This window comes from Neorhizobium descurainiae (assembly GCF_051400715.1).
Classification (GTDB): Bacteria; Pseudomonadota; Alphaproteobacteria; order Rhizobiales; family Rhizobiaceae; genus Neorhizobium.
Map to the genome: position 1 here is coordinate 216,849 of NZ_JBLFFK010000006.1, position 12,929 is coordinate 229,777.

At 61.5% G+C, this 12,929-nt stretch carries 15 protein-coding genes; 2 read left to right on the forward strand and 13 right to left on the reverse strand.

The annotated features are described in order from the left end of the window. Positions 1–68: 68 nt before the first annotated feature. The 5 genes from kdpA to ACMGE0_RS13680 form a co-directional block, all read right to left on the reverse strand. The gene (kdpA, locus tag ACMGE0_RS13660) at positions 69–1,772 is read right to left on the reverse strand and encodes a potassium-transporting ATPase subunit KdpA (protein ID WP_436816398.1); all 1,704 of its coding nucleotides are present in this window, start codon (positions 1,770–1,772) and stop codon (positions 69–71) included. 33 nt (positions 1,773–1,805) lie between these two features. Beyond that, on the reverse strand, positions 1,806–1,895 hold the full coding sequence (locus tag ACMGE0_RS13665) for a K(+)-transporting ATPase subunit F (protein WP_436816399.1): 90 nt from the start codon (positions 1,893–1,895) through the stop codon (positions 1,806–1,808). Between the two features lie 309 nt (positions 1,896–2,204). Then, positions 2,205–2,372, reverse strand: a complete 168-nt coding sequence (locus tag ACMGE0_RS13670) for a hypothetical protein (protein ID WP_436816400.1) — start codon at positions 2,370–2,372, stop codon at positions 2,205–2,207. 11 nt (positions 2,373–2,383) lie between these two features. Further along, positions 2,384–2,659 (reverse strand): hypothetical protein, encoded by a 276-nt coding sequence (locus ACMGE0_RS13675; protein ID WP_436816401.1) that lies wholly within the window; start codon positions 2,657–2,659, stop codon positions 2,384–2,386. Positions 2,660–2,672: 13 nt separating this feature from the next. Then, positions 2,673–2,858: a hypothetical protein gene (locus ACMGE0_RS13680; protein WP_436816402.1), complete on the reverse strand. Its 186-nt coding sequence runs from the start codon at positions 2,856–2,858 to the stop codon at positions 2,673–2,675. Between the two features lie 245 nt (positions 2,859–3,103). Between ACMGE0_RS13680 and ACMGE0_RS13685 the strand changes: the two genes are divergently transcribed. Continuing rightward, positions 3,104–4,351 carry an NAD(P)/FAD-dependent oxidoreductase gene (locus ACMGE0_RS13685; RefSeq protein WP_436816403.1) on the forward strand — a complete coding sequence of 416 codons (1,248 nt, stop codon included), beginning with the start codon at positions 3,104–3,106 and terminating at the stop codon, positions 4,349–4,351. Positions 4,352–4,381: 30 nt separating this feature from the next. On the opposite strand, the gene ACMGE0_RS13690 is transcribed toward ACMGE0_RS13685, so the two are convergent. The 4 genes from ACMGE0_RS13690 to rirA form a co-directional block, all read right to left on the reverse strand. Further along, on the reverse strand, positions 4,382–5,038 hold the full coding sequence (locus ACMGE0_RS13690; RefSeq protein ID WP_436816404.1) for a TetR/AcrR family transcriptional regulator: 657 nt from the start codon (positions 5,036–5,038) through the stop codon (positions 4,382–4,384). A 212-nt stretch (positions 5,039–5,250) separates the two neighbouring features. After that, entirely contained in the window at positions 5,251–5,778 is a 528-nt protein-coding gene (locus ACMGE0_RS13695) for a gluconokinase (RefSeq protein WP_436816474.1), read from the reverse strand. 98 nt (positions 5,779–5,876) lie between these two features. After that, positions 5,877–6,908 (reverse strand): AbrB family transcriptional regulator, encoded by a 1,032-nt coding sequence (locus ACMGE0_RS13700; RefSeq protein ID WP_436816405.1) that lies wholly within the window; start codon positions 6,906–6,908, stop codon positions 5,877–5,879. Between the two features lie 189 nt (positions 6,909–7,097). Next, the gene (gene rirA / locus ACMGE0_RS13705) at positions 7,098–7,568 is read right to left on the reverse strand and encodes an iron-responsive transcriptional regulator RirA (protein ID WP_436816406.1); all 471 of its coding nucleotides are present in this window, start codon (positions 7,566–7,568) and stop codon (positions 7,098–7,100) included. Positions 7,569–7,741: 173 nt separating this feature from the next. On the opposite strand from rirA, the gene ACMGE0_RS13710 reads away from it, so the two are divergent. Next, entirely contained in the window at positions 7,742–8,788 is a 1,047-nt protein-coding gene (locus tag ACMGE0_RS13710; protein WP_436816407.1) for a Fe(3+) ABC transporter substrate-binding protein, read from the forward strand. Between the two features lie 98 nt (positions 8,789–8,886). Here the strand turns inward: ACMGE0_RS13710 and ACMGE0_RS13715 are convergent, their stop codons facing one another. The 4 genes from ACMGE0_RS13715 to ACMGE0_RS13730 all read right to left on the reverse strand — a co-directional run bounded on the left by ACMGE0_RS13715 (position 8,887) and on the right by ACMGE0_RS13730 (position 12,870). Further along, positions 8,887–9,015, reverse strand: coding sequence for a hypothetical protein (locus tag ACMGE0_RS13715; protein WP_436816408.1), 129 nt, complete (start codon positions 9,013–9,015; stop codon positions 8,887–8,889). An 81-nt stretch (positions 9,016–9,096) separates the two neighbouring features. Further along, a complete protein-coding gene (locus ACMGE0_RS13720) occupies positions 9,097–10,161 on the reverse strand; it encodes a M48 family metallopeptidase (protein WP_436816409.1) in 1,065 nt (354 codons plus the stop codon). Further along, a complete protein-coding gene (locus ACMGE0_RS13725; protein ID WP_436816410.1) occupies positions 10,151–11,215 on the reverse strand; it encodes a YjgN family protein in 1,065 nt (354 codons plus the stop codon). The genes ACMGE0_RS13720 and ACMGE0_RS13725 overlap by 11 nt, the downstream gene beginning before the upstream one ends. Before the next feature lie 158 nt (positions 11,216–11,373). Next, a complete protein-coding gene (locus tag ACMGE0_RS13730; protein ID WP_436816411.1) occupies positions 11,374–12,870 on the reverse strand; it encodes a CoA-acylating methylmalonate-semialdehyde dehydrogenase in 1,497 nt (498 codons plus the stop codon). Between the last annotated feature and the right edge of the window lie 59 nt (positions 12,871–12,929).

The window sequence follows — 12,929 nt, forward strand, 5'->3', positions numbered from 1 at the left end:
AGTCTTCGAGGCGAGGATGGATTGTCTGCGGAGGGCTTGGCGAATGCTCATGGCATTGCTCCTCTTCCTCAGAACGTCTGGCCTGCGATCATCACCAGGTGCTCGACGACCGGACCGAGGGCCAGCGCCGGGAAGAAGGTGAGGCCGCCGACGATCAGGATCGTGCCGACGAGGAGGCCCACGAAGAGGCCGCCATCGGTCGGGAACGTGCCTGCCGAAGCGGGAACCGTCTTCTTGGCCACCAGCGAACCTGCGATCGCAAGGGCCGGGATGATGACCAGGAAACGGCCCATCAGCATGCCGAGACCAAGCGTGATGTTGTACCAGGGCGTGTTGCCGGTGAGGCCGCCGAAAGCCGAGCCGTTGTTGGCCGCAGCCGACGTGTAGGCATAAAGGATTTCGGAAAAGCCGTGCGGACCGCCCGTGCCGATCGAGGCAACGGCGGAAGGCAGTACCGTCGCGACGGCGGTGAAGACCAGCATGGCGAGCGGCAAGCAGAGGATCGCGAGAACGGCCATCTTCATCTCCTTCGCCTCGATCTTCTTGCCGAGATATTCCGGCGTGCGGCCGACCATCAGGCCTGCCACGAAGACGGCGACGATGATGAAGAGAACGATGCCGTAGAAACCAGCGCCGACGCCGCCGACGATGACTTCGCCGAGCTGCATGTTGATGAGCGGGATCAGGCCGCCGAGCGCCGTGAAGGAACCGTGCATGGCATTGACCGCGCCGCAGGAGGCGGCCGTGGTGATCACGGCGAAGAGCGATGACAGGACGACGCCGAAGCGGACTTCCTTGCCTTCCATGTTGCCGCCTGAAAGACCAAGCTGATGCATCAGCGGGTTGCCGGCGGCTTCCGCCCAGTAGACGACGGCGACGCCGACGACGAACAGGATGCCCATCGAGGCGAGGATCGCCCAGCCCTGGCGCTGGTTGCCGACCATGCGCCCGAAGACGTTGGTGAAGGCGGCGCCGATCGCGAAGATCGACAGCATCTGGATCATGTTCGAGATGGCATCCGGGTTTTCGAAGGGATGGGCGGAGTTGGCGTTGAAGAAACCGCCGCCGTTCGTGCCGAGCATCTTGATGGCGAGCTGCGAGGCGGCCGGGCCGACGGCGATCGTCTGCTGCGCGCCCTCCAGCGTCGTGGCGTTGACATAGGGGCCCAGCGTCTGCGGCACGCCGAGCCAGACGTAGGCCAGCGTCAGCACGATGCAGATCGGCAGCAGGATATAGAGGGTGGAGCGGATCATATCGATCCAGAAATTGCCTATCGCCTTGCCGGAGGCGCGCGAAAAGGCGCGGATCAGGGCAACCGCAATCGACATGCCGGTCGCGGCAGAAACGAAGTTCTGCACGGTGAGACCGGCCATCTGCGTCAGATACGACATGGTGCTTTCGCCGCCGTAGTTCTGCCAGTTGGTGTTGGTGACGAAGCTGGTGGCGGTGTTGAAGGCGAGCTCGGAAGGGACTGCGCCCATGCCTGCCGGGTTATAAGGCAGAATGCCCTGCAGGCGCATCAGCGCATAGAGCACGAGGACGCCGAGCAGGTTGAACATCAGGAGCGAGAAGGCATAGGAGGTCCAATGCTGCTCCTCCCGCTCGCTGGTGCCGGCAACGGTGTAAAGCCCCCGCTCGATCGGAACGAGGACCGGTGACAGAAATGTGCGCTCGCCCGAAAAGACACGCGTCATGTAACCGCCGAGCGGTTTGACGAGCACGATGAGGATCCCGCAGAAGACGAGGATCTGTAGCCATCCGTTGAGGGTCATGGGGGAAAACTTTCAATACCCGGCAGCTTCTCTTCAGAAGCGCTCGGGGCGGATGAGAGCGTAGGTAAGATAGACGGTGAGAAAAACGGTCACGGCACCGCTCAAGGCATAGTCGACGATCATGGGCGCTCTCCTTTCAAAGCCTGTCGCAGGCTCGGGCATAGGCAAAGCAGAGGGCGAAGAAGACGACTGCCGTGCCGAGTAAAATGATATCCATCATCGATCCGGACTCCTGGATTGTTCATGGAGCGAGACAAGACAAAGGGCGCCATCCCGAGAGACGGCACCTTTCATGCTTTCTGGCTTTGGAGACGGCCTTTTGCGGCATCTCGCGCATCAATATGCGGCGGGAGCGCATATAGGTTCGAGAGCGGCCGCGGCGGAAAGAAATAAAAATCCTATAGGAATTTCGGCTTTCCGGCGACCGCGGTTTCAGAATGCCGTCGATGCCAGCGTTATGGCATGGGCAACGGCGAGTACCGCCAGCATGACGCTCAGCATCCCGAGAATGACGTTCGAGGCATGCAGGCTTTCAGAGCTGCCGGCGATGCGCGAGCGCGGATAGACATGTCCGCGCATGTGATCGAAAATGCGAGACATAGCGCATCTCCTCACGCCCTCCCGGCGACCTTCAGCCTCGGCCGCGCGATCCGGCTCTCGAAAGCGGAGTCGAGGCTCAGCGTCACGTGGTCGGGAACGCAGCAGACTGCGCCCGGCAGGTGGTCGCTCTCGAACATGGCGAAATGCACCGCGGCAGCCCGGTCGGTGAAGAGCCCGCCGACACGGCCTTCGCGATCGGAGACGATCCAGCGTCCGCCGGCATCGCGGCCGACCATGAAACGCACGCCGCGCGTGGGAGGTTCGCTTTTCAACATCGCTCTATTCATGGCGCATCCCTCCTCAAGCCGCCATCATGGCAATCGCGCCGGCGGCGCAGAAGCCGATGCCCATCACGCCGAGAAGCCTCAGGAAGATGCCGAGGTTCTGATCGACGGGGCTGCGGTCGGATACGGGTTCTTCACGGCGGCGCGCCTCATGTTGCGCGAGGTACTGCGCCAGATAGAAACTCCCCAAACGGCCAAGCATTGAAGTCACTCCTTTTTGGAATTGGCCCGCGCGGCGGGGATGTCGCGGGGCCGGCACCGAAGCCGATGCCTGTCAAAAAGGTAGCGACGGCCCCATAGGCTTTCGATTGGGCGGAGGCGCCGAAGAAATAGGGAATCCATATAGGCATTATCGATTTTTCATTTGCACCGCAGCATCCGGAACGGCATGGTCGGATGAGGGTTTAAATCCTCGAACCATAAAAGAATGAGAGTGGAATTCAGATCATGGCAGCGGATGCGATCGTGCTGGGAGCCGGCATCATCGGCGTTTCAACGGCATTGCAACTGGCGCGGCGCGGCAAATCGGTGGTCCTCGTCGACCGGAAGGAACCGGGGATGGAGACGTCCTACGGCAATGCCGGGCTCATCCAGCGCGAGGGCGTCGTTCCCTACGGTTTTCCGCAGCAGTTCGGCCTGATCCTGCGCTATGCGCTGAACAACCGCATCGACGCGCATTATCACTGGCGGGCGATCCCCTCGGTCACTTCCTTCCTGGCGAAATACTGGTGGCATTCCAACCTCACCCGCCATCAGCTCATCGCGCGCGCCTATGCGCCGCTGATCGAGCATTCCATCTCCACCCATAACGAGCTGATCGAGGAAGCGGGCGCGCAGGACCTGATCGTCAAGAACGGCTGGATGGAGGTTTTCCGCACCCGCGCCAAGCACGATGGCGAGATCAGCGAAGCCGAGCGGCTGAACAAGGAATACGGCGTCGCCTTCAAGGAACTGTCGCCCTCCGACATTGCGGCACAGGAGCCCAATCTTTCCAGCGATTTCGTCGGCGGCCTGAAATGGGAAGATCCTTGGTCGGTCAAGGACCCGCTGGCGCTGACGCGCGCCTATGTGGCGCTCTTCGAAAAGCTCGGCGGCCGCGTTCTGAAGGGTGACGCGAAGAGCCTGTCGCAAACCAGGACCGGGTGGCGGATCGTCGCCGGCGACGGCACGGTGGAGGCCAAAGACGCCGTCGTGGCGCTCGGCCCCTGGTCGGACACGGTCACCAAGCCGCTCGGCTACAATTTCCTGGTCGGCGTCAAGCGCGGCTACCACATGCACTATTCATCGAAGGGCAATGCCAAGCTCAGCGGCTGGACCATGGATGCGGAGCGGGGCTATTTCCTCGCGCCGATGAACCAGGGCATCCGCCTGACGACCGGGGCGGAATTCGCCCGCCGCGACGCGCCGAAGACGCCGGTTCAGGTCGAACGGGCCGAGGCGGTCGCCCGCACCATATTCCCGCTCGGCGAAAGGCTCGACAAGGAACCGTGGATGGGGGCCCGGCCCTGCACGCCGGACATGATGCCGGTGATCGGCAAGGCGCCGCGGCATGAGGGCCTCTGGTTCGCCTTCGGCCATGCCCATCACGGCCTGACGCTCGGACCGGTGACCGGCCGGGTGATCGCCGAAGCCATCACGGGCGAGAAGACGCTGATCGACATCTCCGCCTATCGGCCGGAGCGTTTCAACGCCTAACACCGCTCAAGCGAATGTTGTTTTGGCGTTTCAAAGCGAAGCGGGGAAGCTGCCGGTGAAATAATAGGTGGCCTGGGCGCGGATGATGGACTTGAACTGCTCCACGATCTCAGCAGCCTCCTCCTCCGGCACCACAAGAGCCAAGCGGAGCGTCGCCCCGGCCATGTGGAACATGACGAGCAGCGTGCGCGAATAACTCTCGCGCAGGGGCTCTCCGACGAATTGCTCCGTGGCGTTGTAGAACACATCCGCCTGAAAGCGCGTTTCCGCGATGTCCAGATCGGCCAGCGCCTTGTCCGCCTGAATGGCGTTCAGAAGATCCTGGGTCGAAGGCTCATGGCGCATTTTATGGTAATATAGATCGAAAAGCGCTTCCGTCGCCCGCAAGGCGTCTTCGGTGGTCGCGATCTTCTCGATCTCTTCCTGGACGAACGAACGCACCTCTTCGACATAACGTTCGTAGAGCATTGCGATGATGGCGGATTTGTTCGGAAAATACTGGTAGACCGATGCGATCGGCCCGCCGGAAAGAGCCGCTATCTCCTTCATGGTCACGGCATCGATACCCTTCCGGCCGATCAGTTCCATCGATACTTTTAGGATCTCATCGATACGCTCGCGGCTCCTTTCCTGTTTCGGCACCCGCCGAAGGGAACCTTGCCCCGGTCCTCGCGTCGAATCTGACATCCGCAAACCGTCTCCTCAAACACCTGCCAATCGCTGTATTTCGCAGGCCACGGAATTCCGAAAGGCCGGCGAATTGCACAGACACAAAACGTGTTTCTTTATACGGCGCAGGAAGAGTTTCGGATCACCCAACCTGTTAATTTTTCTGAAAATACTTCCCCGTCTATGCGCAAGACACAATGCGGAGGGAAATAGGAGCAGGAATCACGCTATCAAGCCCGCCACATCTTCGCGAGCCCGTCGAAAGCTTCGCCGACGATGTGATCCAGGCTTGCATCGATGTCGACGGTCACAACGTCCGCCTCGCCCTCCGGGCTTTCCAACGTCGCAAGCTGGCTCCGAAGCAGCGATGCGGGCATGAAATGGCCGGTGCGGGCGCCCATCCGTTCCTCGAGCACCTTGGGATCGCCCGTGAGGAAGACGAAATAGAGAATGCCGCCGCTCGCCTGCCGCAACCGGTCGCGATAGGACTTCCTGAGCGCGGAGCACGAGACCACCACGCTCTCACCCCGTCCCCTCGCCCCGGCGAGTTCACGTCCAACGAGGTCAAGCCAGGGCCAGCGGTCGTCGTCGGTGAGCGGAATGCCTTCCGCCATCTTGGCGACGTTCGCCGCCGGATGCAGCCGGTCGCCCTCCACGAAAGCGCAGCCGAGCCGCTCGGCCAGCCGTTCGCCGATCGAGGTCTTGCCCGATCCGCTGACGCCCATGACCACGATGGCTGCCGGTTTTTTCAGATTCATGAGGATCAATCACACCCTTCTCGTATTCCCGGATCAGTCACGGATATCCGTCCTTGCCGATGCATCACAAGCCCCGAGGCTTGGAAATGTCCACAATCTCACCGCTGCCGGGCATCCTTGCCAAGCACCAGCGGCATCAGCACCGAGAGGAACATCAACCGCAGCACGTGATGGGCGCCCACATAGGTCGGGTCCGCGTGCAGCATCACCGCCATGGCCGACATGGTTTCGAGCCCGCCGGGGGCGAACGCGATCAATGCCGCATCGAGCGGCACTCCTGTCAGATAGGACACGCCGCCGGCGATCGCCGCAGCAAGCACGGTGACGACGATCGTCACCACGCCGCCCGCCACGAAGGCCGTGCGCAATTCACCGACCGAAACGCCGCAGAAACGCGTTCCGATGACAGCGCCGAGGATGACATAGGTCGGCGTGAGCAGCCAATTCGGCATCCCGCCGCCGACGAAACCGGTCACGTGCGTGCCGATCGACACCACGACGCCGCCGAGGAGGAGAGCCGCCGGAAACCTCCAGCGCAGGAAAAGCATGCCGAACAGGCCAGAGACCACGAGCGTCGCGATGAGGATCGGCGTGCTCATCGCCTCGGGCAGAACGACCGGATCCGCCCCCACCAGGCCGAGCATATCGACGATCAGCGGAACGGTGATGGTCAGCGCGAGAACGCGGACGCTCTGGGCCACGCTGACGGTGCGCAAGTCGCAACGGGTTTCCGCCGCAAGGCTCAGGACATAGCCCAAGTGGCCGGGCGAGGAGGCAAGAAGGGCGGTGACCCGATCATAGCGGAAGAACTTCTGCAGCACCCAGCAACTGGCGTAAAGCAGGATGACGACCGCGACCAGCACCATGACGAAACTGAGCGGCCAGGTGCGTGCGGCGACGATCACCTCAGGCGTCACGGTGGTTCCCATCGACACGCCGATGATGACGAAGCAGACGTTGCGCACCATGTTTGGGATCGACAGTTGCACGCCGGCAAGGCCCGCCAGGGTGACGGCGACGGCCGGGCCAATGAGGTAGGGCGCGGGAAAAGCGACGGCGATCGCGATCAATGCGCCGGCGGTGCCGATCAGCGCAGTCAGCGCAAAGCCGCGCAATTCCGAAAGAAACATCCCCTGGAGCCTGTGGACGGTTAGGTTTGGGACGCGGCGCGAGGCGCCACAGGAAAGGATGGCCGGAAGGCCGAATGCCTGGTCCCTTCTATTGCAAATGCGAGGAAGGTCAACCTCGCGCGATGCCAATGGCAAAACAAAAGCGCCGGCTTTCGACCGGCGCTCCCATCCAAAAAGATCGGCAAAAGCTCAGGCGGCGGGGGCCGCGATCTTCGGCATGTGCAGATTGTCGAGACCGAGCAGGAAATTGATCTGCGGACGCGCCTTGACGAGGTCGTCGATCGTATATTCCGCAAGGACGTCGAAGAAGGCGTTGAGCGCCTTGCGGAGCGCCGCATTGAGGCCGCAGCTATCGACGAGCGGGCATTCCACGACCCCCTCTTCGAAACATTCCGCCATGGCGAAACTGTCTTCCGTGACCCTCACCACATCGAAAAGCGTGATGCGGTCGGCACTGCGGCCGAGCCTCACGCCGCCGTTCCGGCCGCGGACCGTCTCCACCAGGCCAGCCTTGTTGAGCGGCTGGAGGATCTTGAAGAGGAAGAGCTCGGAAACGCCGTAGGCCCGTGCGATCTCGGGAATGCGGCTCAGATGGCCTTCGTTGGCAGCACAATACATCAGCATCCGTACTGCGTAGTTCGTCTGTTTGGTCAAGCGCATGCTGATCTCCCGAGAGTCGTATCAACCCTATATAGGGCCTTCGCTAGTTTTGAACAATTCCAAAATAAGAAAAATGTGATCTGTTTTCTCCCCTTTAGAAACCCTCCTCCATTGACGCAGGAGGAAAATCATGAACCTTCTCGTCAAGAAAAACAACCTTAGGAGGATTTTCAATGCTCATCCGGCGCAAGCTCCAGCTTTCTGCACTTATAGGTGCATCGATACTGGCGACCACCACCGCGGCATCCGCCGACGGCGAGGTCAACATCTACTCCTACCGTCAACCGGAATTGATCAAGCCGCTGCTCGACACCTTCACGCAGCAGACCGGCATCAAGACCAATGTTCTCTTCCTTGACAAGGGTCTTGTCGAACGCATTCAGGCGGAAGGCGCCAATTCCCCGGCCGACGTGATCATGACGGTCGACATCACCCGCCTCATGGAAGCCAAGGAAGGCGGCGTGACGCAAGCCGTCACCGACAACGCGACGATCAACAAGGACATTCCGGCCAACCTGCGCGATCCCGCCGGCGAATGGTTCGGGCTGACGACCCGCGGCCGCGTCGTCTACGCCTCCAAGGACCGTGTCACCGAGACGGCGATCACCTACGAGGAGCTTGCCGATCCGAAGTGGAAGGGCAAGATCTGCATCCGCGACGGCCAGCATTCCTACAATATCGGGCTGATCGCCTCGATGATCGCCGTCCATGGCGAAGCCTATACCGAAACCTGGTTGAAGGGCGTCAAGAACAACCTCGCCCAAAAGCCGAGCGGCGGCGACCGCGACCAGGCCAAGGCGATCTTCGCCGGCGCCTGCGATATCGGCATCGGCAACACCTATTATGTCGGCCTGATGCAGACCAACCAGAAGGAACCGGACCAGAAGAAGTGGGCCGAGGCCATCAAGGTGATCTTCCCGAACTCCGCCGACCGCGGCACGCATGTCAACATTTCCGGCATGGCGCTTGCCAAGAATTCGCCGAACAAGGAGAATGCGGTGAAGCTGATGGAATTCTTGGCATCCGGCGAAGCACAGCAGATCTATGCCGAGCAGGTCTTCGAATATCCCGTCATGCCGGGTGCCGAACCTTCCGCCGTCGTGAAGAGCTTCGGCACGATCAAGCCGGACACGCTGTCGCTCGCCGATATCGCCGCCAACCGCAAGAAGGCATCGGAACTGGTCGACAAGGTCGGCTTCAACGAAGGCCCGGAGAGCTGAGCCAGCGCCGCAGAGCCGAGCAAAAAACAAACGTAAAAGGATCAGGGCCGGGCCAAAACCGGCCTTGATGCGTTTCCGGATATCGAAAGATGACCGGCTCAGATAACGTCCAGCGTTATCGCGACCCATGCCGGAACCGCTATGATCACCAGCGCGGCAACCAGGCTAAGACCGATCTTGGTCAAATGCGCACGGCGAGCGCGTTTTTCATCCCACTCGTATACCATGGACTGAACTCCCCACTCCTACTGCGTCGGCTAAATTAGTTCAGTCTTGAGAGACGTCAATATCCCTTACATTAGATATATCTACCTTGCGCTGGGTCGATTTTTCAGCTCATCCGCATATGCGCGGATAACTTGCTGCCGCTGCGGCGTACCGGGATGACTCGCAAAAATGCTCGTATCGCCATGGTCCCCCAGCTTTTCCTCCAGCACGGCAAAAAAGCGTGCGAGCGCTGCAGGATCGTAACCTGCCGCCAGCATCAACTCTACGGAACGCCGGTCGGCCTCCGCTTCCGCCGAGCGGGAATAGGACAATGCCAGCAATGCGCCGCCCTGGGTGAGAATGTCTTCGACGCCGGAGCCGACATCACCGGCGATCAGCATGACCAGCGCCGCGACACCGGCTGCGCGATAGAGCTGGCGCAGGCTGTGCTCGCCTTCGACATGGCCGATCTCGTGGCCGAGGACGGCGAGAACCATTTCCTCGTCGCCGCCGGCAAGCTTCACCAGGTCGTCCGTGAGAATGAGGGTGCCGTCGGGAAGGGCAAAGGCATTCGGCCCGATCACACCGCCATCCCTGAAGCTGAGGGTATAGGCGGCCTCCCCTCCTTCCGAAAAGGCAGCGAGCCTGGAGAAGTTCTTGGAAATCTCGTTACGCTGCGCCTCCGGCAGCTGGGAGGGGTTGAGGACCGTGCGGTCCAGCGAAGCGAGTGCGCCCGAACCGATCATCTGCGGCACGAAGGGTGGCGTGACCAGCACGGCGACCTCGACCAGCACAGGCAGGGCGAACCGATAGATGGACGCCGCCAGCAAAATGACGGCAAGCGCGAAGACGATCAGCCGGGGATGAAAACGCTCGAGGCTGTGAATGAAACCGCTTCGGGCGCCGTGCCGCGCCCGAAGGTAGGCGTCGACGGCATCGTTTTCGCGCGTTTCGAAGACCGAGCCGTCGGGGAACGTCACGCGGCGGGGGATCGAGCCGACGCGCGGGCTGAATTCGATCCTTTCGGGCACCGCGGAGGCAAGCACGAAGGCCGCCTCCGCAGCGAGGATCCTCTGGCCGTCCTGCTTCAACTCGGCGGGAACGGAGCGGCTGGAATTGGCTGGATGCCATTCGCCTCTCGCAATCACCCCATCATCAGAAGCCAAAATCGAACCCTTCCATGTCCATATATTCCGCGCTGATCGCCGCGCCGGTGGCCTCGATCGACGACAGGACCTCGCCGAGGTCGCCGATGACAGTGATGCCGGTATGCCCGGTGATGAAGCGCGCCATGCGCACCGCCGCCCAGGGCCGCATCAGGCCGAGCGTGATGATCGTCACGATGACGTTCGTGACGGCGATCCAGACATAGGTCCAGCGCGGGACGTCGCTGAACAGCTGATGACGGCCGTCGAGCTTGGCGGCAGACCAGACGACGTTGCGCACGCCGATGCGGTAGATCAGGGCGGCGGCGCCATAAACGACGAAGACCAGGACGAAGAGGAAATGGATCGGGCTGAATGCCATGGAGGAACCTTCCACGTCATTTACCGAGGCGGCAATCCCCGCAGCGACGATGCCCATCAATGCCGCGCCCAGCACGACCATCAGAGCGGGAAGCCACCAGACACCGTAAAGCGACTTCAACCGGGCTTCGGTCACGAACTCCCGGTCACCATAACGCATGTTGTTGAAGATGTACCGCCACAGCCAACGGCTGGCGAGCGGCGCCAGAATGCCCAATGAAATGACGGCGACGAAGCTGCCGATCATGACCGCGACGAAGGCGCCCCATGCGGAGCCGACGAAATCGAAGCGCACGTTGCGATAGCTCGTCACCCGGGCGCTGAAGCGTATGCCCCGCTTCAAAAGAAAGGGCAGACCCACGAGGATGAGAACCGTCGTGAGCGCCGAGAACAACGGGTGGATCAGCGACAGGATGTTGATGGCGACAAGGCAGCCGATGACGATCAGCCGCCCGAGGAATATCTGCATGCCCTTGGCATGGTATTCGAAGGAACGGCCGAGAATGACGGTGTTGCCGTAGAAATAGCGATTGCGCCGAACTTTCGCCCAGGCCGAATAAATGCCGAGCGTGATGATCGTCAGAAGTACGTTGACGATCCAGATCCCGAAATATTCCGCCGCGCTGCCGGTGAATGACGCGCGCTCAAACTTTCCCGCCACCGGTGCCGGAGGCGCCGTGTCCAACATTGCCATAAATGAATTCCCCTATCCGAAATGCCATGGTCGGCTTGATCAGAGCCCAGGGAAATTCTAGCGCGAAGGACTCATCTTTCAATTGTGGCAACCCACAAAAATTGACAATGAGTAAAAGAAAAGGGCCTATAGAGAGGCCCCTTCCGCCATGGTGCTGTTTATTTCATCACCGGCATCACGAACTCGGCGCCGTCCTTGATGCCGGACGGCCAGCGGGCGGTGATCGTCTTGGTCTTGGTCCAGAACTTGATCGAATCCGTGCCGTGCTGGTTGAGATCGCCGAAGCTGGAAGCCTTCCAGCCGCCGAAGGAGTGGTAGGCGAGCGGTACCGGGATCGGCACGTTGATGCCGATCATGCCGATATTGACGCGGCTTGCGAAGTCACGGGCGGCATCGCCGTCGCGGGTGAAGATCGCGACGCCGTTGCCGTATTCGTGCTTCATCGGCAGAGAGAGCGCCTCCTCGTAGTTATGGGCGCGAACGACCGAAAGGACCGGACCGAAGATTTCCTGCTTGTAGATATCCATCTCCGGCGTGACGTGGTCGAACAGCGTGCCGCCGACGAAATAGCCGTTCTCGTAGCCCTGCAGCCTGAAGCCGCGGCCATCGACCACGAGCTTGGCGCCTTCCTCGACGCCCCGGCCGATCAGGCCCTCGATGCGGGCATGCGCCTCCTTGGTGACGACCGGGCCCATATCGGCCTTCTCGTCCGTATAGGGACCGATGCGCAGCGCCTCGATCTTCGGCGTCAGCTTTTCGACCAAGAGGTTGGCGGTCTCCTCGCCGACCGGGACGGCAACCGACACCGCCATGCAGCGCTCGCCGGCAGAACCGTAACCGGCGCCCATCAGGGCGTTGACGGCCTGATCCAGATCGGCATCCGGCATGATGATCATGTGGTTCTTGGCGCCGCCGAAGCACTGGGCGCGCTTGCCGTTCATCGCTGCCGTTCCATAGACGTAACGGGCGATCGGCGTCGAACCGACGAAGGATACGGCTCCGATATCCGGATCGGTCAGGATCGCATCCACGGCCGCCTTGTCGCCGTTGACGACGTTGAGGATGCCGGCGGGCAGGCCGGCTTCGATCATCAGTTCGGCAAGGCGAAGCGGCACGGACGGATCGCGTTCGGACGGCTTCAGGATGAAGGCATTGCCGCAGGCGATCGCCGGGGCGAACATCCACATCGGGATCATGGCCGGGAAGTTGAACGGCGTGATGCCGGCGCCGATGCCGACCGGCTGGCGAAGCGAATACATGTCGATCGCGGGACCCGCGCCTTCGGTGAACTCTCCCTTCGACAGATGCGGGATGCCGATCACGAATTCGCACACTTCCAGGCCGCGGACGATATCGCCCTTGGAATCCTCGACCGTCTTGCCGTGCTCGCTGGAGAGAAGCGTGGCGAGTTCGTCCATGTTCTGGTTGAGCAGGTCGACGAACTTCATGAACACGCGGGCGCGGCGCTGCGGGTTGGTGGCCGCCCATTTCGGCTGGGCTTCCTTGGCGTTTTCCACTGCGGCGCGGATTTCCGAGACGCCCGCCAGCGAAAGCTTCGCCTGCACTTCGCCGGTTGCGGGGTTGAAGACGTCCGACGTACGGCCGCTTGTGCCGGCGACGCGCTTGCCGCCGATGAAATGCCCGATCTCACGCATGGGTATGCTCCTCCTGCCTTTGCGGCGCTCTTTTCTGGATAGCCGAGGATACTCTCAGA

What these genes read in the sequence shown, in the direction of transcription:
- kdpA (WP_436816398.1), bottom strand. Translation starts at nt 1,772, where the DNA reads ATGACCCTCAACGGATGGCTACAGATCCTCGTCTTCTGCGGGATCCTC.
- ACMGE0_RS13665 (WP_436816399.1), bottom strand. Translation starts at nt 1,895, where the DNA reads ATGATCGTCGACTATGCCTTGAGCGGTGCCGTGACCGTTTTTCTCACC.
- ACMGE0_RS13670 (WP_436816400.1), bottom strand. Translation starts at nt 2,372, where the DNA reads ATGTCTCGCATTTTCGATCACATGCGCGGACATGTCTATCCGCGCTCG.
- ACMGE0_RS13675 (WP_436816401.1), bottom strand. Translation starts at nt 2,659, where the DNA reads ATGAATAGAGCGATGTTGAAAAGCGAACCTCCCACGCGCGGCGTGCGT.
- ACMGE0_RS13680 (WP_436816402.1), bottom strand. Translation starts at nt 2,858, where the DNA reads ATGCTTGGCCGTTTGGGGAGTTTCTATCTGGCGCAGTACCTCGCGCAA.
- ACMGE0_RS13685 (WP_436816403.1), top strand. Translation starts at nt 3,104, where the DNA reads ATGGCAGCGGATGCGATCGTGCTGGGAGCCGGCATCATCGGCGTTTCA.
- ACMGE0_RS13690 (WP_436816404.1), bottom strand. Translation starts at nt 5,038, where the DNA reads ATGTCAGATTCGACGCGAGGACCGGGGCAAGGTTCCCTTCGGCGGGTG.
- ACMGE0_RS13695 (WP_436816474.1), bottom strand. Translation starts at nt 5,778, where the DNA reads ATGAATCTGAAAAAACCGGCAGCCATCGTGGTCATGGGCGTCAGCGGA.
- ACMGE0_RS13700 (WP_436816405.1), bottom strand. Translation starts at nt 6,908, where the DNA reads ATGTTTCTTTCGGAATTGCGCGGCTTTGCGCTGACTGCGCTGATCGGC.
- rirA (WP_436816406.1), bottom strand. Translation starts at nt 7,568, where the DNA reads ATGCGCTTGACCAAACAGACGAACTACGCAGTACGGATGCTGATGTAT.
- ACMGE0_RS13710 (WP_436816407.1), top strand. Translation starts at nt 7,742, where the DNA reads ATGCTCATCCGGCGCAAGCTCCAGCTTTCTGCACTTATAGGTGCATCG.
- ACMGE0_RS13715 (WP_436816408.1), bottom strand. Translation starts at nt 9,015, where the DNA reads ATGGTATACGAGTGGGATGAAAAACGCGCTCGCCGTGCGCATTTGACC.
- ACMGE0_RS13725 (WP_436816410.1), bottom strand. Translation starts at nt 11,215, where the DNA reads ATGGCAATGTTGGACACGGCGCCTCCGGCACCGGTGGCGGGAAAGTTT.
- ACMGE0_RS13730 (WP_436816411.1), bottom strand. Translation starts at nt 12,870, where the DNA reads ATGCGTGAGATCGGGCATTTCATCGGCGGCAAGCGCGTCGCCGGCACA.